18 protein-coding genes and 2 tRNA genes are annotated in these 20,592 nt (G+C 63.7%); 6 read left to right on the top strand and 14 right to left on the bottom strand.

The window, feature by feature from the left end; genetic code table 11:
• Nucleotides 1–15: 15 nt before the first annotated feature.
• The 4 genes from RIL96_RS09300 to RIL96_RS09285 all read right to left on the bottom strand — a co-directional run bounded on the left by RIL96_RS09300 (nt 16) and on the right by RIL96_RS09285 (nt 4,413).
• The gene (locus RIL96_RS09300) at nt 16–1,455 is read right to left on the bottom strand and encodes a 2-hydroxycarboxylate transporter family protein (protein WP_310548738.1); all 1,440 of its coding nucleotides are present in this window, start codon (nt 1,453–1,455) and stop codon (nt 16–18) included.
• Complete coding sequence (locus RIL96_RS09295; protein ID WP_310548737.1) at nt 1,452–2,342, bottom strand: hydroxymethylglutaryl-CoA lyase; 891 nt, start codon at nt 2,340–2,342, stop codon at nt 1,452–1,454. The genes RIL96_RS09300 and RIL96_RS09295 overlap by 4 nt, the downstream gene beginning before the upstream one ends.
• Nucleotides 2,339–3,595 carry a CaiB/BaiF CoA transferase family protein gene (locus tag RIL96_RS09290; RefSeq protein ID WP_310548736.1) on the bottom strand — a complete coding sequence of 419 codons (1,257 nt, stop codon included), beginning with the start codon at nt 3,593–3,595 and terminating at the stop codon, nt 2,339–2,341. Before RIL96_RS09290 ends, RIL96_RS09295 begins: the two co-directional genes overlap by 4 nt.
• A gap of 146 nt (nt 3,596–3,741) precedes the next feature.
• A complete protein-coding gene (locus RIL96_RS09285) occupies nt 3,742–4,413 on the bottom strand; it encodes an IclR family transcriptional regulator (protein ID WP_310548735.1) in 672 nt (223 codons plus the stop codon).
• 249 nt (nt 4,414–4,662) lie between these two features.
• On the opposite strand from RIL96_RS09285, the gene RIL96_RS09280 reads away from it, so the two are divergent.
• Nucleotides 4,663–4,890, top strand: coding sequence for a transposase (locus RIL96_RS09280; RefSeq protein WP_310548734.1), 228 nt, complete (start codon nt 4,663–4,665; stop codon nt 4,888–4,890).
• On the opposite strand, the gene RIL96_RS09275 is transcribed toward RIL96_RS09280, so the two are convergent.
• Nucleotides 4,883–5,110 carry a hypothetical protein gene (locus RIL96_RS09275; protein WP_310548733.1) on the bottom strand — a complete coding sequence of 76 codons (228 nt, stop codon included), beginning with the start codon at nt 5,108–5,110 and terminating at the stop codon, nt 4,883–4,885. The two genes, RIL96_RS09280 and RIL96_RS09275, sit on opposite strands and share 8 nt — an antisense overlap.
• Nucleotides 5,111–5,860: 750 nt before the next feature.
• On the opposite strand from RIL96_RS09275, the gene RIL96_RS09270 reads away from it, so the two are divergent.
• The 5 genes from RIL96_RS09270 (at nt 5,861) to RIL96_RS09250 (ending at nt 10,942) form a co-directional block, all read left to right on the top strand.
• Complete coding sequence (locus RIL96_RS09270; RefSeq protein ID WP_310548732.1) at nt 5,861–6,703, top strand: ABC transporter ATP-binding protein; 843 nt, start codon at nt 5,861–5,863, stop codon at nt 6,701–6,703.
• Nucleotides 6,704–6,735: 32 nt separating this feature from the next.
• Nucleotides 6,736–7,731, top strand: a complete 996-nt coding sequence (locus RIL96_RS09265; protein ID WP_310548731.1) for an ABC transporter substrate-binding protein — start codon at nt 6,736–6,738, stop codon at nt 7,729–7,731.
• A gap of 357 nt (nt 7,732–8,088) precedes the next feature.
• Nucleotides 8,089–8,946 carry a siderophore-interacting protein gene (locus tag RIL96_RS09260; protein WP_310548730.1) on the top strand — a complete coding sequence of 286 codons (858 nt, stop codon included), beginning with the start codon at nt 8,089–8,091 and terminating at the stop codon, nt 8,944–8,946.
• Between the two features lie 29 nt (nt 8,947–8,975).
• The gene (locus RIL96_RS09255; RefSeq protein WP_310548729.1) at nt 8,976–9,959 is read left to right on the top strand and encodes a FecCD family ABC transporter permease; all 984 of its coding nucleotides are present in this window, start codon (nt 8,976–8,978) and stop codon (nt 9,957–9,959) included.
• Complete coding sequence (locus RIL96_RS09250; RefSeq protein ID WP_310548728.1) at nt 9,956–10,942, top strand: FecCD family ABC transporter permease; 987 nt, start codon at nt 9,956–9,958, stop codon at nt 10,940–10,942. The genes RIL96_RS09255 and RIL96_RS09250 overlap by 4 nt, the downstream gene beginning before the upstream one ends.
• Nucleotides 10,943–11,137: 195 nt before the next feature.
• Here RIL96_RS09250 and RIL96_RS09245 read toward each other — a convergent pair.
• The 9 genes from RIL96_RS09245 to dnaN all read right to left on the bottom strand — a co-directional run bounded on the left by RIL96_RS09245 (nt 11,138) and on the right by dnaN (nt 20,475).
• Nucleotides 11,138–11,210: transfer RNA gene (locus tag RIL96_RS09245), tRNA-Ala, on the bottom strand.
• A gap of 15 nt (nt 11,211–11,225) precedes the next feature.
• Entirely contained in the window at nt 11,226–11,354 is a 129-nt protein-coding gene (locus RIL96_RS09240; RefSeq protein WP_310548727.1) for a DLW-39 family protein, read from the bottom strand.
• A gap of 33 nt (nt 11,355–11,387) precedes the next feature.
• Nucleotides 11,388–11,461: transfer RNA gene (locus tag RIL96_RS09235), tRNA-Ile, on the bottom strand.
• 146 nt (nt 11,462–11,607) lie between these two features.
• Complete coding sequence (locus RIL96_RS09230) at nt 11,608–12,312, bottom strand: DUF3566 domain-containing protein (protein ID WP_310548726.1); 705 nt, start codon at nt 12,310–12,312, stop codon at nt 11,608–11,610.
• Nucleotides 12,309–15,002, bottom strand: coding sequence for a DNA gyrase subunit A (gyrA, locus tag RIL96_RS09225; protein WP_374761878.1), 2,694 nt, complete (start codon nt 15,000–15,002; stop codon nt 12,309–12,311). The genes RIL96_RS09230 and gyrA overlap by 4 nt, the downstream gene beginning before the upstream one ends.
• Before the next feature lie 99 nt (nt 15,003–15,101).
• Entirely contained in the window at nt 15,102–17,186 is a 2,085-nt protein-coding gene (gene gyrB, locus RIL96_RS09220; RefSeq protein WP_310548725.1) for a DNA topoisomerase (ATP-hydrolyzing) subunit B, read from the bottom strand.
• Between the two features lie 328 nt (nt 17,187–17,514).
• Nucleotides 17,515–18,120, bottom strand: a complete 606-nt coding sequence (locus tag RIL96_RS09215) for a DciA family protein (protein WP_310548724.1) — start codon at nt 18,118–18,120, stop codon at nt 17,515–17,517.
• Entirely contained in the window at nt 18,117–19,340 is a 1,224-nt protein-coding gene (gene recF / locus RIL96_RS09210; protein WP_310548723.1) for a DNA replication/repair protein RecF, read from the bottom strand. Before recF ends, RIL96_RS09215 begins: the two co-directional genes overlap by 4 nt.
• A gap of 7 nt (nt 19,341–19,347) precedes the next feature.
• Nucleotides 19,348–20,475, bottom strand: coding sequence for a DNA polymerase III subunit beta (gene dnaN, locus RIL96_RS09205; RefSeq protein ID WP_310548722.1), 1,128 nt, complete (start codon nt 20,473–20,475; stop codon nt 19,348–19,350).
• Nucleotides 20,476–20,592 lie beyond the last annotated feature (117 nt).

Genomic DNA, 20,592 nt, shown 5'->3' with positions numbered 1-20,592 from the left:
CCCACGGGCTGACGGTTACCCGAGGAACGGCACCAGCAACGAGGTGATGAACAGGGTCAACGCACCACCGAGCCGTGTGGTCAGGGCTGCGAACGGCATCAGGTGGATACGGCCCGCCGCGGAGAGCACCGCAACGTCGCCGCTTCCCCCGGTGTCTGCCATGACCAGTCCGGGGGTGACGGCGGCTTCGAGAAAGTAGAACCGCACCAGCATCCCCAGCAGACCGGCGATCAGCCCCGCCACCAATACGCTGGTGATAACCAGGAGCATGAACACCGGGTCACCGACGGCCTGGATGACTTCTTCGAGGTCGATGTAGGCGATCGAGACACCCACCAACAGCGCAGGGACGAAGTAGGTGGTCATCAGGTCACCCCACTCGGAGGCCGATTCCTCGAGCTCATCGGGGAAGAGGCGGAAGACCTTCAGCAGAGCTGCGGCGACGATCAACCACGCGAACTCGTGGAGCACCGGGAAGAAGGTGTTCAACGTGGTGCCCAAGGTGTAGAGCACGGCTGTGATCATCACACCCTTGCCGAGCCCCAGGAACGTGGCGGAGGTCTTCTTCGGCGGCATCTTCAGATCCTGGGCTCGAGACTTCACCCGCAGCAACTCACCCTTGCCGTCGAACCCAACGAACATCTTGACCCGGCTGCGGCCCAAGCCGTTGAGCACACCGGCGGCAAGGATACAGACGATGTTGGCCAGCACGACCGCGGCCATGAGCCCGGAAAGGTACATCGCTGCGGTGTCGCCGGTCTGGCTGGCGTACATCTCAGACATCGGCAGAGCCCCGACGCCCAGACCGCCGGCCATGACAGGTGCCGCGATGAGCAGGATGCTGTCGACGAAGCCTCGTCCGAGGGCGGCGCCGAGTCCACCGATCACCAAGAACGTCAGTACGACGCAGCCGACCAGGGGGACCGCGAAACGCGGTCCGGCTCGGACGAGCAGCTGACGCGGCATCCCGAGGACCGCACCGGCGATGATCGCGGCGATGATGAAGTCCAGGAACCCGATGGTGTCCATGAAGTCAGTGACCACAGTGGTGACGTTCTCGGGCATGATCCCAAAGAAGATCAGCGCGGCGGGGACGAAGGTGCAGAGGATCGTCGGCAGACCGAAGTTTCGCAGCCCCGGGATGAGACTGCCGATCCAGATCAGCAGACCGCCGAGCATCACTGTCACAGCCAAGCCGGAGAGGAGGCCCGGAGGGAGGCTGTCGGTGAGCACCGCGACGAGCACAGTGGCGAAGAGGGCGAAGAAGTACCACATCGGGGAGTCGTTGATCCGACTCCAGTTATGTCGTTCTGTGGTCGTCGCCGCCACCACGTTGCCGCCACCGGCGGCGATCATCTCACGCCGGTCCGTCGCGGAGCTCTGCGCATCGTCGTCGATTCTTGTCTCAGTGCGGGACCCTTCTACGGGCGGCGTCTCGCGGATCTGCTCGCTCATGCGTCGCTCCTTCCGCCGGTGTGCACGGTGTCGAGGGGCCGGGCGGAGGCGACGATGCCGCGCACCAGAGCGGCGACGTCGGTCAGGGCGTCCAGGTCGATGCCGGTGGTGATCCCGGCTCTGTGGAGATGGGAGATGAGCTCCTCGGTGGCGATGTTGCCGTGCGCGCCGGGTGCGAAGGGGCATCCTCCGTAGCCCGCTACTGCGGCGTCGAATGTGATGATCCCGGCGTCGACAGCCCGGGTGACGGTCTCCAGTGCCTGACCGTGGGCGTTGTGCAGGTGCAGCGAGTACTCGACGTCGGGCACCGCGGTCCGCACATGCGCCAGCGAGCGCATCAGCTCATCCGGTGGTGTGGTGCCGAGTGTGTCCGCCAGCCCGACAGTGGTGATGCCCATGTCTCGGAAGCCCTCGACGAGGCGGATGAGCCGCTGCGGGTCGATCTCACCTTCGAAGGGACAGCGGAAAGCCGTGGAGATGCCGCCGATGAAGCGGACCTGGGGGTGAGCGGCCACGGCGTCGCGGTAGCGCTCCAGCGCCTGATCGACGCTCTGCCCAGCGTTGGCGGAGCTGTGTGCCTCGGAGGCGGAGAGGACGATGGAGACCTCGTCGGCACCGGCGGCCAACGCCCGTTCGACCCCGCGGGTGTTCAGGGCGAGCGCGGTGAGCACGACGTCGGGCCGCCGCCGGACACCTGCGAAGAGCTCTGCGGAGTCCGCCATCTGGGGGACTTTCTTGGGGTTCACGAAGGAACCGATCTCCAGGCGGCGGACTCCGGCGTCGACGAGCGCGTCGAGGATCCGCAGCTTGTCCTCAGTGGTGACGATGACCGGCTCGTCCTGGAGGCCGTCACGCAGGCAGACATCGGTGATCTCAACTGTGGTCATGAGGTCACCGCCTCAGCGGTTTCGCGTCCGACGCCGGCGAGGGCGTCGGCTTCCTCCTCGGAGTATCCGGCCTCGGTGAGGATCTCCCGGCTGTGCTCACCGAGCTCGGGGCCGAGCCAGCGCGTGTGGCCGCGCTGACCGGGGAGGATGGGCACTACCCCGGGGAAGCGGATCTCCTCAGGTTCCTCCTCGACGCGGACCCGGTGCGATTCCACCATTCCGCGGGCCAAATAGTGCGGGTCATCGACGATGGAGGGTGCGTCGTAGACCGGACCTGCGGGGACTCCGGCGGCATCGAGTTCGGCCTGGACCGTCTTCAGGGGCAGCGAGGAGGTCCACTCGGAGATGACCGTATTGAGCTCCTGCTCCCGGTCCTGACGGGCGGAGGAGGTCTGGAGCACGGGGTCATCGGCGAGGTCGTCACGGCCGGCCAGGCGCATCAGGCGAGTGAAGAGCTTATTGGAGTTCCCGCCGATGACGATCTCCAGACCGTCTCCGGTGGGGTAGGCACCCATCGGGACCACACCGGGGACGGCGCCGCCGGAGCGCATACGTACCTGGCCGTAGGCGTCGTAGTCGGGGACCAGGGATTCGAGCAGGGAGAAGATGCCCTCGTAGAGGCCGATGTCCACGACTCCGTCACCGACGTCTCCGGTCCGGCCTCTGCGGACGAGCAGCATCAGGGCGCCGATGGTGGCGTAGAGGCCGGCGACGGTGTCACCCATGGACGCCGCCGGTCGGACAGCAGGACGGTCGGCCTCTCCGGTGAGGTGCCGGAAACCGCCGAAGGCCTCTGCGGCGCTGGCGAATCCGGCGCGGTCCCGGTAGGGGCCGGTCTGTCCGTATCCGGAGATCCTGACGATGATGAGATGCGGGTTCTCCCGCTTCAGATCCTCGGGCGCGAGTCCCCAGCGCTCCAGCGTGCCGGGGCGGAAGTTCTCGATGAGGACATCGGTGTCTTTGGCGAGCCGTCGGACTGCTGCCTGCCCTTCGTCGGTGCGCAGATCCAGGACGACGGATCGCTTGTTCCGCCCGAGAGTGCGGAAGAGCATCGAGGTTTCACCGCGGGTCTTCCGCCAGTCGCGGAGTTCGTCACCGCCGTCGGGCTTCTCGACCTTGATGACGTCTGCGCCGAAGTCACCGAAGATGCGGGCGGCGAAGGGCGCGGCGATGAAGTTGCCCAGCTCCAGGACACGAATCCCTTCGAGGGGAAGCTGTCCGGTGGGGAGGGTGACCGACTCTGTGGGTTCCATGGACTGTTCTGACCTTTCGTCCACTGGGTGATCCCCGTCAGGTGCGGGGATGCCTGTGCACACGAAGGTAGAAAGTGATCCGCCTCACAACCAAGAGAATTCTGTGATCTTCCCGCCTAGCGGGATACTCTCAACGACGAGAGGAGTCAGAAACGGCTGTCGAGCTCCTCTCGCAGACCCTGGAGCCTACGCCTCATGATCGGCCCGAAATCGCGGCCAGGAGACTCCGTGAGACGGGAGACGGGAGCGACGATGCACACGACGCCATACCGGCTTCCCCGGAGGATCAGGGGCAGGCTCACTGACGCGAGCCCCGGGGTGCGGTCGTCGACGGTCTCCACCCATCCGTGGCGGACGAGTGAGTCTCGCGCACGCTCGTCGTTGCGGAGCACGAGTCCTGCTGAGCCGCCGTCCTGCAGGCGGATTCTTGTGCCCTCAGCGAGGATCGGCCTGAGCTCGTGGCCGGAATCAGCAATGGCCACGCAGAGCCGTTCACGGTCCAGCTTCACCCAGAACTGACAGGATTCGCCGGTCTCGTCTCTGATCACCGCCAGGGTGTGACGGATGGCCTTCTCCATCGTCGAACGTTGAAATCTCGCTCCCAGTGCAAAGAGACCGTCGCTGCGCCGGACGAATCCCAACTCCTCGAGAGAGTTCAGCAGACGATGAACAGCGGAAGTGGAGAGCGCTGTGCGTCGTGCGATCTCGCTGAGAGTCAGCATCTCGTGCTCAAGTGCGTCCAGGATCGCGGCTGTGCGGTCAAGAGTGCGATTACCGCTCTGCTGTGTGGCGTCGCCGAGGAGGTCTTCCCGTTCCATGGGAAGAGTCTCGCATAGACAGTCTTAGGCGCGCCTGTCTCAGCGAAGCGGCTGCTGACCGCAGTACTTCAAGAACCTCGGCCCACTTGATACCCGAACCACAAGACGACGGAAGTGCGCTGCAGAAGTCACTGTCGAAACACGCATCTGCATGTATCTGAAGTTTCTTCTTCCGGACTGCTGAAGGTGTGGTTGAGTCCATGACCGCATGATCCCGGGAGGGGGGCGCCTGCTGGAAGGATGGCAAGCGTGCCGAAGATCTATTCCGACGAGTTCGAGCGTGACGCTGTGGCGATGGTCGCTGCGGGCTCATCGCAAAAGAAGGTGTACAGAGATCTGGGGATCTCGAAGACCGCGCTGCAGACGTGGGTGCGGAACGACCAGCTTCGTTCCCATGGGCTGACGCCGACGACGAGGCAAAGCCAAGAAGTCCGGGCCGCCGATGCCCGACCATGTGCCAACCTCGGATTCAGGTGAGCCACCAGACCACCGTCCCCACGACAGCACTGAGCGTGGTCAGTGCCAGCAGAGCCCGGGGACGAAGCTGTTCAGTGAGATGGAAAGCGTAGTCACCCCATCCGGTGCAGTTCTCGGTGCCGGGGTACACGAATCTGCGCGGCCGCAAGGTGCAGATGATGAGCCAATCGACGAGCACCACATCGATCACCGCGAACAGTGCAGCGACCACAAGAGTCATGAGCGCAAGTTCAGCATAGCCTGCATCCGGATGGGTCACGCTCCACGCCCATGGCACCGCGCCCAAGCCCATAATCAGACTCACGAGTAACACTAGTCCCCCGAGCACACCGGCACGCTGCTGGACCGCTGTCGGCTTCGGTGCGTTCCGGCGGATGTCCTCCGGATGATCGTTCAGGAACGCATACGGTGCCGCGAACTCGACCAGGACGAACCCACACGACAGTGCAGCAACCGTCCCCCAACCGATCGTGTGCGCCCACCACTCCGACATGTTTCCTCCACCTCTCTGTCGATCACAGAGTCTCAGATCCGAACCACCTTCAGCCGATGCCGACCTGGCCTCGATGCGAGAACAATCGACCAGCGCACCGAGAAGCCCAACCCCCTGCACCAGATTATGAAACAAAGGATTGCCTTACCTAATTATGATTGATACGCTCCTTTCGGCCCGTACGACTCCATGCGTCCTCCGCCACGTCGTCGAGCACGTTCGATGTCCTGCACAGTCCCCCAGGAGAAGCCCACATGGATCTACTCGTGACCTGTCCGCTGACACGAGTCTCGGATTATTGGGCGATGAGCGGCACGATCATCATCAGGCCGGAAAGTGCCCTCGGGGCCTAGCCACCCATACAAGAGTTCCCGACCACGCGCGATAAGCATGACTACGCTGTCCGAACGGTGACAGAACACCGAACAGTGCGCATGGCCTGGGCCGAGTTCACCCGGACAGGAACACCATTCAGGCATGAGCCCCACTCCGATTAACGCAACACCGCCACCTGAGCCCGTTGGACAGACACCCCAACCGGCCTTCCGAGTCCGGAATCTCAGTGCCGGTTATCCGGGACGGCCGCAGGTTCTGAAGGATTTGAACCTTGACCTCCCTGCTGAGAAATTCACCGCGGTGTTGGGACCCAACGGCTGTGGGAAATCGACGCTTCTGCTGGCCTTGAGTGGATTGATCAAGCGAACAGGCGACATCGAAGTGCTGGGGATGGATCTGCACCGCTACCCAGGAAGGTCTCTGGCACGTACCCTGTCCTTCCTTCCCCAAACACCACTGGCTCCGGAAGGGATCACCGTACGAAACCTCGTGCTACGGGGACGGGAACCGCATCGTTCCCTGCTTCGTCCTTTGACCGGAAAGGACACGGCGGCCGCCGAAAGTGCCCTTGTACGTATGCACCTGGAAACACTGGCGGATTCCCCCGTGTCCGAGCTGTCCGGGGGACAACGGCAGCGCGCCTGGATCGCCATGACCCTGGCCCAAGACACCCACCTCCTGATGCTCGATGAACCAACCAGCTATCTCGACATCGCTCATCAGGTGGAAATCCTGAGCACCTGTTCCACCCTGGCGGCCGAGGGCAGAACGGTTGTCGCCGTGCTCCACGACCTCACCTTAGCCGCCCGCTTTGCCGACCACATCGTCGTCATGGCGAACGGCAAGATCACCGCCACAGGTTCCCCGAGCCACGTTCTCAACGTTGAATTCCTGACAGACGTTTTCGATCTTCCCTGCCGGGTCATCACGGATCCCGACACCGGAACCCCCGTCATTCTGCCCAGCGACCCACGAACACCCTGACCACCGACACTCAACATCGAATAGGAGACATCGTGCCAACACACCACGGCACCCGTACATCAGCCTCAACACCCCGATTTCTCGCGCTCCTTCTGGCGTCCCTTCTGATCTTGACCGGTTGCGGCTCAGGTCAGGAAGAGGAGTCTTCGGAATCCGGGGACGGCACCCACACCGTCGAGACCGCCTTCGGCGAAGTCACCATTCCGGATGATCCGCAGCAGATCGTGGCTCTGGAAGGCGCAGTCGGCCCCTTGTTGTCTGCGGACATCACCCCAGTAGCCACGGCTGACGGAAATTACGAGGACAGTTTCCTGCCAGATGAATACGACCAGGTTCAGGATCTGCCCATCATCTTGACCCCGGATGGTTGGGACTACGAGCAGATCGCTTCCCTCGAACCAGACCTGCTCATCGGATTCGTTCGGGCCGGCCAGGACCAGACCATCTCCGATGAATCCCGAGAAGAATACGAAAGGCTCAGCGCCATCGCCCCCACGGTGTTCATCCTCTCGGAAGGCTCAGCCCAAACCAAGGACGCCTCTGTGGAAATCAGCAACATTCTAGGTGACAGCGAATCCGCCGAAGACGCCAAGCAAGCCTACGAAGACAAGGCTGCCCAGATCCGGGAAGACTACGGCGACGTCATCGAAGAAAATACCTTCGCCGCAGTGGACTACTACGAAAATGAAACCACGGTCTACACACCGATCTCCTGGATAGGTGGAATCCTCAACGACATTGAGGCCCCCCTTGTCACGGTCGCCGCAGACGTCACGAACCTCAACGGCGTTGACTTGTCATCTGAACAACTCACCGACCTCGACTCTGCAACAGTCATCCTCCATGAACAAACTCTGGACGGAGAACCCGGAGCCGGTGCTGCCGAACTCGCCGAAGTCCCCACCTTCCAGCAACTTCCGGCTGTTCAGGAAGGTCACGACTACGGCATTGAATACTTCTTCGCCGACCGCTACGAGACCGGACTGAAGGTTCTCGAACAACTGGAGAGCATTCTGCAGGAGCTGTGATGGTCTCCCTACGTCTCGCCGCTCGCCTCACCCAACGCAACTACACCGAAGGTGAAGTGATTGAGGGATACCTCGGTGCCCTGTGCCTCAGGTTCCGATCAGCCCAGGAAGGTTCAGAGGTCGTGTACGAAGCCGGTGGGCACGCGGATGTCGCGTGCTCCATTCCCACCGGACCCACACCGTCGTCAGGTCACTGTCACCGGTTACCTCTCCGGTATCACGCCGGATCTGGGACCGGCCGCTGCAATCACTGTGGGGAGCTTCTGCCCACCGTGGCAACCGCAGCCATGCTCTGGAACCGATCGCAACAGCGTCCTATGTCCACAACCCCCACGAACAATCCGAGGAGGATTCAGCATGACCCTCGTTCCCACCGTTCCGCGGTCGGCCGTCCGGACTGCACATCGTGCCGATCGCGAAGACGAGCTGACGGCGTACTACTACTTCGAGTTACGGCCCCGCGTGCTCACCGTGGAAGCTGTCCACCCCCTGTCTGCGACCCTGGTTCGCGTCAGGTTCAGCGCCGATGACGGTTTCTCAGGTTTCCCCAGTATCGGAGCCGAAGACCATCTCAAGCTCTTCTTCGATCATGACCCTTCAGGTGAGCCCGTTCTACCGGTCATGCGCGATGGACGATGGTCACCTCGGGGGTTGACCTACCGCGATTACACCGTGCGATGGTTCGACCCTGAAGCAGCCGCCGTGGATATCGACTTCGTCCTGCATGATCACGGTGTGGCCGGACGTTGGGCCTCGACAGCAGCCGTGGGGCAAAAAATCGGAGCCTTGGGGCCTCGCGGTGCCTTCGAGATCAAGGATGTTTTTCCCTGGTACGTCTTCGCAGCCGATGAGACCGCGCTACCGGCGTTGGCCCGTTGGGTGGAAGTCCTGCGCCCAGAAGTCCCGGTCACCGCTTACATCGAGGTCGCCGGACCGGACTCACGTATCGACCTGCCCACCTCCGCAACTTTGGAGACCTACTGGCTCTACCGGGATCCATCCCCCGCGGGCACCACGCAGATACTCGATGCTGCGGTCCGTCACCACGACTTCTCGGATCGTGAGGGATTCGTGTGGGTCGCTGGGGAAGCCATGAGCATCAAACCGTTACGGCGCTATATCTCACAAGAACTAGGTTTCGATCGCAACCACTGGGACGTAGACGGCTATTGGCGCCGAGGCGAAATCAACCACGACCACCACGCAGACGACTGATGAACCTGTCAGGCGGCACCCGAACCCGGATGGGTCGCACTATTCTGCTGATCCTAGGACTAGCCTTGGCGCTGTTCACCGCCAGCTGGGCCGGACTCTACCTGGGCTCTGGGAACGTGACTCCTTCGCAGGTCACTGCCGCCCTGACCGGAGCCGCAGACCCTTCAACCACGGCCGTGGTGCTGGAACTACGCCTACCCCGCACACTCATCGGACTCGTCGTGGGAGCAGCACTGGGACTGGCCGGTGGACTCACCCAGTTGCATACCCGTAACCCCTTGGCGGACCCCGGACTGATCGGAGTCACCGCCGGCGCCGGGTTCGGTGTGGTAGCCGCCCTGGCCGTGCTCGACTTACGCAATCCGGCGACACACCCCTGGTTCGCCCTGATCGGAGCGCTTGTGGCCGGTGCCATAGTGCTGGCTCTGACGGCCCGGATCACAGTGTTCGAACCCATGACCACTCTGGTACTCACAGGTGCGGTGGTCAGTGCGCTGCTGGGATCTGCCACGACCGCCGTCGTCCTCATGTTCCCGGACACCATGAAATCCTTCCAGTTCTGGAGTGTAGGTGCGCTGGCGGATCGACCGTTGTCCGCACTGATCGTGGCGTTGCCGTTCATCCTCCTGGGACTCCTCCTCGCCCTGTGCAACCTCCCGGCCTGGCCCAGCCTGGAACTCGGCGAGAATCTCGCCGCCTCTTTGGGACGCCCGGTGCTACGGGATCGGCTGGTGGGTCTCGGCGCTGTGGTTCTACTGGCGTCGGGAGCTACCTCTGTTGCCGGTTCCGTGGGGTTCTTAGGTTTGCTTGCTCCCCATCTGGCCAATCGGCTACTTCCTGGCTCTCCCACGGGACGCGTATTGTTAGCGGCCCCTCTGGGTGCGCTGCTGCTGGTGGTGGCCGACATCGCAGGTCGCGTCGTGCTACCAACCGGGGAAGTCTCCGTAGGCATCATGCTCGCCATCGTGGGAGCTCCCCTGTTCGTAATCATCGCCAGGAGGATCACCAGATGAACAGACAAGCCATAGGCACCTGCGGCCTCTGCACCGCGCTGATCATGGTGTTCCTGTGCTCGCTGATGATCGGCGAAGTCTTCGTCCCACCGACCCAAGTCATCACCGCGATAAGTGGTGGTGAGGCACCACTGGGCTTTTTCGTCACGGAGTTACGGTTGCCCCGTGCTTGGGCAGCCGTAGTAGTGGGAGCCGGTTTGGGGGCTGCCGGAGCCATCACTCAGTCAATGTTGCGTAACCCGCTAGCCAGCCCGGACATCATCGGTGTGACGGCCGGCGCCGGACTTGCTGCGGTGGCCCTACTGGCCACCGGCAGTGGGTTACCGGTGCTGCTCGCTGCGTGGTCTTTGCCATTAGCAGCTGCACTCGGTGGCACTTTGGCGGGTCTGGCCGTCGTCTGGCTGTCCTGGTCCGGTGGAATCGTGGTCCGACGGGTAGTACTCGTGGGTCTGGGCATCAACGCGGGCCTGGGTGCGGTCACCTCCTGGCTACTCGTCCAAGCCGACCTACCTGGCCTCAACAGTGCACTCACCTGGCTCGCCGGCAGTCTCAACGCCGTACAGGGCCCAGCTCTGACAGCTGTCACGATACTCACTGGCATAGGACTATTCGCTGCAGTAATGGCGGGACGTCCCTTAGCTCTGTTGCGATTCGACGAACATACCGCCCGCGCACTAGGCCTTCGAGTCCCCGCAGCCCGCGTCGCACTCTTCGTCATAGCGGTGCTCATGGCCTCGGTGACCACCGCACTGGTCGGCACGGTGGCCTTCGTAGCCTTCGTGGCCCCGCAACTAGCACTCGCCCTGCTACGCACAGAAGGCCCTCCCCCTCTGGGCGGAGCTCTCGCAGGGGGGATCATCATGCTCGCAGCAGATCTCATGGCAACTCGGGCTTTCCCCACAGCGTTACCAGTAGGTTTGATCACCTCCTTCGTAGGAGTTCCGTTCCTGCTGTGGATCCTGTTACGCAGATCAAGAGTCTGACCGAGGTTCACAACCGCCGCTTCACTCACTGAAACTGCAGATTTGAGACCACACGAGTGTCAAGAGGGGCTAGGCAGAACGCAGGTCCCTGACACGCCCCGGTCCATACACACAATTTGGCCTATAACCCTAGGTGTGCGAGAACGAAAAAGAGGTTCCTTCCCGTCCTGGGAAGGAACCTCTCTGGCAATAATGTGGAGGCTAGGGGACTCGAACCCCTGACATCCAGCTTGCAAAGCTGGCGCTCTACCAACTGAGCTAAGCCCCCGTGATGGGTATTCAGTTAGTGCTTGTCCTCGTTCAACGAGTCAGTAGCAGAGTCCCAGACCTTACGGCCTTCTTCCGCCTCTCGCCAGCGGCGATATCCGAAGATTCCGGCCGCGGTCAGGGCGAGCAACGCGATTCTCCGCATTCTCAGCACCTTCCGAACCTGGGACCTTCAGTGTGGGCGTACGAGGACTTGAACCTCGGACCTCATCGTTATCAGCGATGCGCTCTAACCGCCTGAGCTATACGCCCTTGGGTGTCGTCGGGGGAGTCTGAGGAACCCGCCAAAGGGACTGCCCTCCGCAGGACGACCACTCTACATTACACCAGCGTCAGAACTGTCACAAAATCATCCGACACCGCGGAGATGTGACCTCCACCGCAGGAGAAACGCCTGATCAGTCGTCGGTCAGGGTCACTCCGACACCACCAACCAGCGATGCGGAGATGTTGTAGAGCACCGCCCCGAGCATGGAGATCACCGTCAGCACCACCACGTTCACCACAGCGATGATCGTCGCGAACGAAGCCACCTGACCCAACGTCACCATCTCCTGGATCACGATGGCGCCGCCTTCAGTATCACCCTCACCACCGAGCACCTGACCGATAAGATCATTCACGCGATCGAAGATCCCCGTCAGATCCATCGCCGACCACAGCATCACCGCACACACCACGGTCATGATGCCCAAGGCCACCGACAGCAGGAAGCTCATCTTCAACACCGACCACGGGTCCACCTTGGAGACCAGCAGCCGTGCTTTACGCACCTTCGCCCGCGGAGTCGGACGCACCAGTCCCGGGTTCGTCCGTCCCCGCCCGGCTCCGGCCGGAGCCGGGCGGGGACGCGGGGCCGGGCGGCGCCCCGCAGGCGCCGGCCCACGTTTCTCCGCCTCACCAGCAGTCGGCCGCGCCGGCTGTTTCTGCCCCGTCCGCTGAGCTTCAGCACCCGACGCCGACGTCGAAGCCTGGGTGGCCTCAGGCTTCGCAGCTCCAGACTGGGCCTCACCGGAGGAGGACCCGCCGTGGGCACGGGGCCGCGGCGCCGGGAACCGGCTCGCCGGACGGGACTCCCCGCCCTCGCTGCTGTTCGCGCTCACTGCTGTCCTCCATCGACGTCATCGTGGTCAGAACCCAACGCTACTGCATCCTCCCCGGTGCTCGGCAGTGCCTCACCGGCATCAGCAGAAGCCGCACTCACCGCAGAATCCACCGCCTCGGCAGCTCCATCCTCAGCATCGCCCTCAGCAGGCTCCTCGCCCGCCGCGGCCAGCGCCGCACCAGAAGCCCGCGCCACCTTCAGGATCCGGTCCTTACCGCGCGGCTTGGCGAAGATCACACCCATCGTGTCGCGGCCCTTCGACGGCACACCCTCCACCGCCGAGCGCACCACATTGCCCGAGGCCATGACCACGAGCACCTCGTCATCAGACTCCACGACCATCGCCCCGACCAGGTCACCACGGTCCTCGACCAGCTTGCCGACCTTAATGCCCAGGCCACCACGGCCCTGCACACGGTATTCCTCCACCGAGGACCGCTTGGCGTACCCGCCTTCGGTGACCACGAAGACATAGGAATCCTCGGTCACCACATCGGCGGTGAGCAGCTCATCATCCTCACGGAACTTCATCCCGGTCACCCCGGAGGTCGCCCGGCCCATGGGTCGCAGCGCCTCATCGGAGGCCGTGAACCGCAGCGATTGCCCCTTCCGCGAGACCAGCATCAGATCATCCTCCGCCGAGATGAGCTTCGCCGAGACCAGCTCATCATCCTCACGCAGGTTGATGGCGATCACCCCGGCCTGACGCGGCGAATCATAATCGGTGAGCTTCGTCTTCTTCACCAGTCCGGCCTTGGTCGCCAGCACCAGGTATGCCGCATCGTCGTAGCTGCGCAGGGCAAGCACCCCGGCGATATGCTCATCGGGCTGGAACGCCACCACATTGGCCACATGCTGGCCCTTCGAATCCCGGCCGGCCTCCATGAGGTCATAGCACTTCGTCCGGTACACCCGTCCCAGGTTCGTGAAGAACAGGATCCAGTGGTGCGTCGTGGTCACGAAGAAATGCTCGACGACGTCGTCAGCACGCAGCTGCGCCCCACGCACCCCCTTGCCCCCGCGGTTCTGCGCCCGGTAGTTATCGATCCGGGTGCGCTTGACGTACCCGTCCCGGGTCACAGTGACGACGACATCCTCCTCCGGGATCAGATCCTCCATGGACATATCGCCGTCGTAGCCGCGGACAATATGGGTCCGCCGCTCATCACCGTGCTTGTCCACGATGCCGTCGAGCTCCTCGGAGATCAGCTCACGCTGACGGTCCTCCGAGGCCAGGATCGCCTTGAACTCAGCGATCAGCTCCATCAGCTCGTCGTATTCCTCCTGCAGCCGCTGCCGCTCCAGAGCCGCGAGCTTCCGCAGCTGCATGTCCAAGATCGCCTGAGCCTGGTCATCATCGATATCCAGCAGCGTCTTCAGGTTCTCCCGCGCGGCCTCCACTGTGGAGGACTCGCGGATCGTGGAGATCACCCGGTCCAGATCGTCCAGGGCCTTGAGCAGCCCCAGCTTGATGTGCGCCTCCCGCTCCGCCTTGGCCAGGCGGAACCGGGTGCGACGGACGATGACCTCCATCTGGTGGGTCACCCAGTGGTGGACGAAGGCATCCAGGCTCAGCGTCCGCGGCACACCATCGACCAGCGCCAGCATGTTCGCGGAGAAGTTCTCCTGCAGCTGGGTGTGCTTATACAGCTGGTTCAGCACCACCTTGGCCACCGCATCGCGCTTGAGCACGATCACCAGACGCTGACCGGTCCGCCCGGAGGACTCATCGCGCAGATCCGCGATGCCCGAGACCTTACCGTCACGCAGCAGCTGACCGATCTTCAGCGCCAGGTTCTCCGGATTCGCGTGATACGGCAGCTCGGTGACCACCAGGCAGGTCCGGCCCTGGATCTCCTCGACGTCGACGACGGCGCGCATCGTGATCGACCCGCGCCCGGTCCGGTACGTCTCCTCGATCCCCCGGGTCCCCAGGATCTGCGCCCCGGTCGGGAAGTCCGGTCCCTTGACCCGCTCGAGCAGCGCCTCCAACAGCTCCTCACGAGAAGCCTGCGGGTTCTGCAGGTACCAGGTCACCCCGGCGGCGACCTCGCGCAGGTTATGCGGCGGGATATTGGTGGCCATCCCGACGGCGATCCCCGAGGAGCCGTTGACCAGCAGATTCGGGAACCGTGCCGGCAGCACCGTGGGCTCCTGCTGGCGCCCGTCGTAGTTGTCCTGGAAATCGACGGTGTCCTCAGTGATGTCCCGGACCATCTCCATGGCCAGCGGGGCCATCTTGGTCTCGGTGTACCGCGGGGCCGCCGGGCCGTCATTGCCCGGGTTGCCGAAGTTCCCCTGACCCAGGGCCAGCGGGTAGCGCATCACCCAGTCCTGGATGAGCCGGGCCAGGGCATCATAGATCGCCGAGTCACCGTGCGGGTGATAGTTGCCCATGACATCGCCGACCACACGGGCGCACTTATTGAAGGAGCGGTCCGGGCGATAGCCGCCGTCAAACATCGCGTAGATCACCCGGCGGTGCACCGGTTTGAGCCCATCACGGACATCCGGCAGCGCACGGCCGACGATGACGGCCATCGCGTAGTCCAGGTAGGACCGCTTCATCTCAGTCTGCAGATCCACCTGGCGGACCCGGTCGGTCAGCACATCTCCCGTCAGGGCGTTCTCACCCTCCGCGCCGGGTGCCTGATCCGCTGTGCCGGGATTCTCAGTGTTGTCACTCACGTACGATGCTCTCCCTCATTGAGGATGCTCTGTCAGTCGATATTCATCCGCCCACATGACGCCGGCCCGCCGTCACAGCGGCTCCGGCGCGCTCGGGCCTCAGATATCGAGGAAACGGACGTCCTTGGCGTTCTGCTGGATGAAACCACGGCGGGACTCGACATCCTCACCCATCAGCACCGAGAAGATCTCATCGGCGGCCGCGGCATCCTCCATCGAGACCTGCAGCAGAGTCCGGTGCTCCGGGTCCATCGTGGTGTCCCACAGCTCCGAATAGTCCATCTCACCCAGACCCTTGTACCGCTGGATACCCTGGTCCTTCGGCAGACGACGCCCCTTGGCGTGACCGGCCTCCAAAGCCGCATCACGCTCAGCATCGGTGAAGACGTAGTCATGCGGGGCATTGGACCACTTCAGCCGGTACAGCGGCGGCTGCGCCAGATACACGTACCCGCCGTCGATCAGCGGACGCATGTACCGGAACAGCAGAGTCAGCAGTAGCGTGGTGATGTGCTGACCGTCGACGTCGGCATCAGCCATCAGCACGATCTTGTGATACCGCAGCTTCTCGATGTCGAACTCTTCACCGATGCCGGTGCCGAAGGCGGTGATCATCGACTGGACCTCCGTGTTGGACAGGGCCTTGTCCAGCCGCGCCCGCTCCACATTGAGGACCTTGCCGCGCAGCGGCAGGATCGCCTGGGTCTCCGGATCCCGGCCGCGTTTCGCCGAACCGCCGGCCGAATCACCCTCCACCAGGTAGATCTCACAGCGTGTGGGATCCTTCGAGGAGCAGTCTGAGAGTTTGCCCGGAAGACCCATCGACTCCAGGGGAGACTTCCGGCGGGCGTTCTCCCGCGCCTTGCGCGCCGCCACCCGAGCATGGGCGGCGGACTGGGCCTTGCGGATGATGTCACGTGCGGCACCGGGGTTGCGCTCCAGCCAGTCGCTGAGCTGCTCGTGAACCACCCGGTGGACGAACCCGCGGGCCTCGGTGTTGCCCAGTTTGGTCTTCGTCTGACCCTCGAACTGCGGTTCGGAGAGCTTCACGGAGATCACCGCGGTCAGACCTTCACGGATGTCATCACCGGTGAGGTTGTCCTCCTTCTCCTTGAGGATCTGCTTCTCCTTGGCGTACCGGTTGATCAGACTGGTCAGTGCGCTGCGGAAGCCTTCCTCATGGGTACCGCCCTCATGAGTGTTGATCGTATTGGCGTAGGTGTGCACCGATTCCGAATAGGTCATCGTCCACTGCATCGCCACTTCGGCGGTGATGCCGCGGTCATCGTCCTCAGATTCGAAGGCGATGACGTCTTCGTGCACAGTGTCGGCCTTCTTCGCCGAGTTCAGGTGGTTCACATAGTCCAGCAGACCGTGGTCGTACTGGTAGACCACCTTCCGCCCGGCCGGGACCTCACTGACGGCTTCGATCGATTCACCCGGAGCGGCCGGGGCATCGGCGTCTTCACCGGCATCCTGGTGGTCCTGATGGCTGACGACCTCGTCGACGACGACCTGGTTGGCCTCGATGTCCCGCTCATCGGTGAGCACGATGCGCAGGCCCTTGTTCAGGAAGGCCATCTGCTGGAACCGCGCCCGTAAGGTCTCGAAGTCGAACTCGACGGTGTCGAAGATCCCCGGATCCGGATAGAACACCTGCGTGGTCCCGGTCTCCTGGGTCGCCTCACCCTCGCTCAGCGGCGACACGGTCTCACCACCGGTGCCGAAGGCGATATGCCAGGAGCGGCCCTGTCGCTTCACCGTGGTCTCCACCCGGGTGGACAGTGCGTTGACCACGGAGATTCCCACCCCGTGCAGACCACCGGAGACGGCATAGCCGCCGCCGCCGAACTTTCCGCCGGCGTGGAGCACCGTCATCACGACCTCAACGGTCGGCTTGCCCTCCGTCGGGTGCATGTCCACGGGGATGCCGCGGCCGTCATCGCTGACCCGGACACCGCCGTCGGCCTGCAGGGTGATGTCGATCTGGCTGCAATAACCCGCCAAGGCCTCATCGACGGAGTTGTCCACCACTTCATAGACCAGGTGGTGGAGGCCGCGTTCACCGGTGGAGCCGATATACATGCCCGGACGCTTGCGGACCGCCTCCAGACCCTCCAGGACAGTGATGTCCGAGGCTCCGTAGTCGCCGCTGTTCTCCTGGGGTGTGTCTTCCGAGGTCACGAGCTTCAGCCGTCTCCTTTGAACACCGGTGCCGCACACCGCCGAAACGGTCTCACGGCCTCAACATGGACCGACCCGAGACTGCTGCTCGGGCCGTTGACCATTCTATCGTGAAAACACGTTGAAGCCTCAGAAGACTGAGGTGGAATCGGGCAGAAGATGCGCTGCGCGGCCATAGAAGGCAGCTCGGAGCTCTCAGCCACTCCGTCGATGAGGCCGGGGTCAGCTCCGCAGCCCCCAACCCCGCAGGAGCGCGTGCGTCGGTCCCACTCCGAGCGCTCCTACGTCCTTGCTGGTCCAGCTTCGCCCCACTCCGGCCGCCACCGGCTCACCCGTAGGTGTCACGCGGGCCGCGTCCGGGGACCGAATACCGGCCCCTCTTCCAGCTCGGCGCCTGAGGCCCACGGATACGCAGCCCGGTGACGATCCCGCGCCCGAGTTCACGGGTGAAGACCTCCATCAGCTGCGGCTGCATCAGTTTCAGGTTCGTCGCCCACGCCGTGGTATCGCAGACGACGTCGACCACCCCGTCCTCGAAGCGCTCTGGTCGGCAATGCTCAGCCACCTGCGGGCCGACGAGCCGATCCCACCGTGAGACCACTGAGCCCACCGCCACCGGGGCGGTCCACCCACGATGGGCGATGAGCTTATCCACCACCGGGCCCAGCAGACTCGGGTCTCGACCACTGCCGCCACGGCCGCCTCCGCCGGAGCCCTGCTGAGCCGTCTCACCGAGAGCACGACGGGCCCCGGCCCGCGGATCTCCGGCCAGGGAGGTCCCCCGAGGAGTCCCGCGCAGCCGATGTTCTCCTCGGGATTCGGCGGCCCGTCGCATCCGCGCCAGGACGATCGCCGCGGCATCCTCGGTCTCCCGGGCCGAGATGCCGTCCGGGCTGGGCTCCGGTTCCGCAACCGGATGCTGGACTGCACTCATCGGCTCTCGTCCGTGGGCTGAGCATCGGAGACGTCGGTGAGCTCCTCAGCGGGGGATATCTGGGAGAGCTGGTCCACTGACTCGACACGGAAGGCATGGGCACGCAGAGCCTCAGGGACGTCGTCGTCGACGGCGGCGGTGATCAGCAGCTGCTCCGCCTCCGCGGCCAGCTCCGCCAGACGCCGACGCCTGCGCGCATCAAGTTCGGCGAAGACGTCATCGAGGATCAACACCGGACGACCACCCTCGCTCGGGTCATCATCGACCATCACCCGGTAACCGGCCAGACGCAGCGCCAGCGCATAGGACCAGGTCTCTCCATGCGAGGCATAACCCTTCACCGGGACATCATCCAAGCTGAAGTGCAGGTCATCACGATGCGGACCGACCAACGTCGTCGCGCGTTCCCGCTCCTGCCGCCGTGCCGCACCCAAGCCGCTGCGCAGTTGCTCAGCCAGCTGTTCACGTCCTGCCGCACCCGACTGCCCTGTTCCCTGCCGCATCTCCTCACCGGCGAATTCGTCCAGTGAGCTCTGATACCGCATCTTTGCGGTGCGGACACTGCCGGAGAGCTGCTGGTAAGCCTCCGCGACATGCGGACGCAAGGCCTCAAGAACCTCGAACCGGGCCTGGAGCACCCGTGCCCCGGCCTCCGCGAGCTGGTGATCCCACACCTCCAAGGTGGACTCATGTGTCGCGGTGAACCCCTCATACCGGATGGACTTCAGCAGCGCATTGCGCTGCTTGAGCACCTTCTCGTAGTCCAGGCGGACTGATCCCCAGGCAGGGCGCAGTTGCACGGCGAGGTCATCGAGCAGACGGCGGCGCACATTCGGCGAGCCTTTGATCAGCTCCAGGTCCTCCGGAGCGAAGAGCACTGTGCGCAGCACCCCCAGCACGTCCGAGGCCCGAACAGCGGCCCCTCGGTTGATCCGCGCACGATTGGCCCGGCCCGGGTTGATCTCCACCTCCAGCAGCGCCTCCCGGGATCCCCGGTGGGCTTGGGCGCGGATGATGGCACGTTCTGCCCCGTGGCGAACCAGCGGCGCATCCTGGGAGACCCGATGAGAGGCCAAGGTGGAGAGATAGCCGACGGCCTCGACGACGTTGGTCTTCCCGACTCCGTTGTACCCCAGCAGCACATTGGGCCCCGGCGAGAGAGGAATCTGCGCCTCGGCATAGCTGCGGTAGTCCTGCAGCGTGAGATGACTCAGCCGCATCGGCTGCTCACTGGTTCAGCAGACGCACCGGCATCAGCAGATACCGGAAATCACTGGAATTCTCACCATCGGGGGTGTCCTGGCCGGTGATCATCGCCGGCTTCGGAGCCGAGACGAAGGAGAACCGCAGGTATTCGCTGTCGATGACGTTGAGTCCCTCATTCAGATACGCCGGGTTGAACCCGACGGTGATCGGCTCTCCGGTGAGATCAGCGCTGACCGTCTCCGAGGCCGCAGCGGCGTCATCGGCGCCGGCATCGAGGATGACCTCGTTCTCCTCGGTGAACTGCAACCTGACATGGGAGTTCCGTTCGGCCACCAGAGAGACACGACGAGCCGCTTCGATCAGCTCAGAGGTGCGCACCACCGCGTGGATCGGTGTCTGCTCGGGGAAGAGCTGGCGGATCTTCGGGTACTCACCGTCGACGAGGACGGAGGTGGTGCGCCGACCGCCAGAGGAGAATCCGATCATCTCGGCCTCATCGCTCATCGCAATGGAGAGCTCACCACCACCGGCCAAGGATCTGGCGACGTCATGGAGAGTCTTGGCCTTGATCAGCGCTGAGGTGGAGATGTCCGGACGGCTCGGTGCCCAGCTGATCTCTCGCATGGCCAGCCGGTACCGGTCGGTGGCCAGGAAGGTCATCGTGTCGGCCTCGAACTCGACCTTCACGCCGGTGAGGATCGGCAAAGTGTCATCCTTCGAGGCCGCGGTGATGACTTGAGAGACCGCCCGAGCGAATGCGGCTCCATCGACGGTGCCAGCGAGTTCCGGCATCGCGGGAAGCTCTGGGTATTCGTCCACCGGCATCGTGGCCAGCGTGAATCGTGAGGATCGGCAGGTCACCAGGACTTTGGCGTCCTCGAGTTCCACAGTGACTGCGGCATCCGGCAGGGCCTTGACGATGTCATTGAGCAGACGACCGGAGACCAGCACTGTTCCGGGGGTCTCGACATCTGCTTCGATGTGCAGCTGAGCGGAGATCTCGTGATCGAAGCTTGAGATCGTCACCGTCTGATCCTCGGCTGTGATCAGCAGACCGGAGAGCACCGGAGCCGGCGGGCGAGGGGAGAGCGATCGGGCAGTCCAGGAGACAGCCTCGGTCAGGACGTCGCGCGCCGCAGTGAATTTCACTGATCTTCGCCTTTCGATGCGGGTCAGGAGCAGTGAGCGATGAGATGTCAAGCATCACCGCCGCTGTGTCGAGAGTTGAGCTTACCTGCCCGTGCGTGGCCGATGCCACCGTGAGCC

This window comes from Nesterenkonia aerolata, assembly GCF_031470965.1.
Taxonomy (GTDB): domain Bacteria; phylum Actinomycetota; class Actinomycetes; order Actinomycetales; family Micrococcaceae; genus Nesterenkonia; species Nesterenkonia aerolata.
The sequence above is the reverse complement of the archived record's forward strand: the minus strand, read 5'-3'. Positions and strand labels throughout refer to the sequence as shown.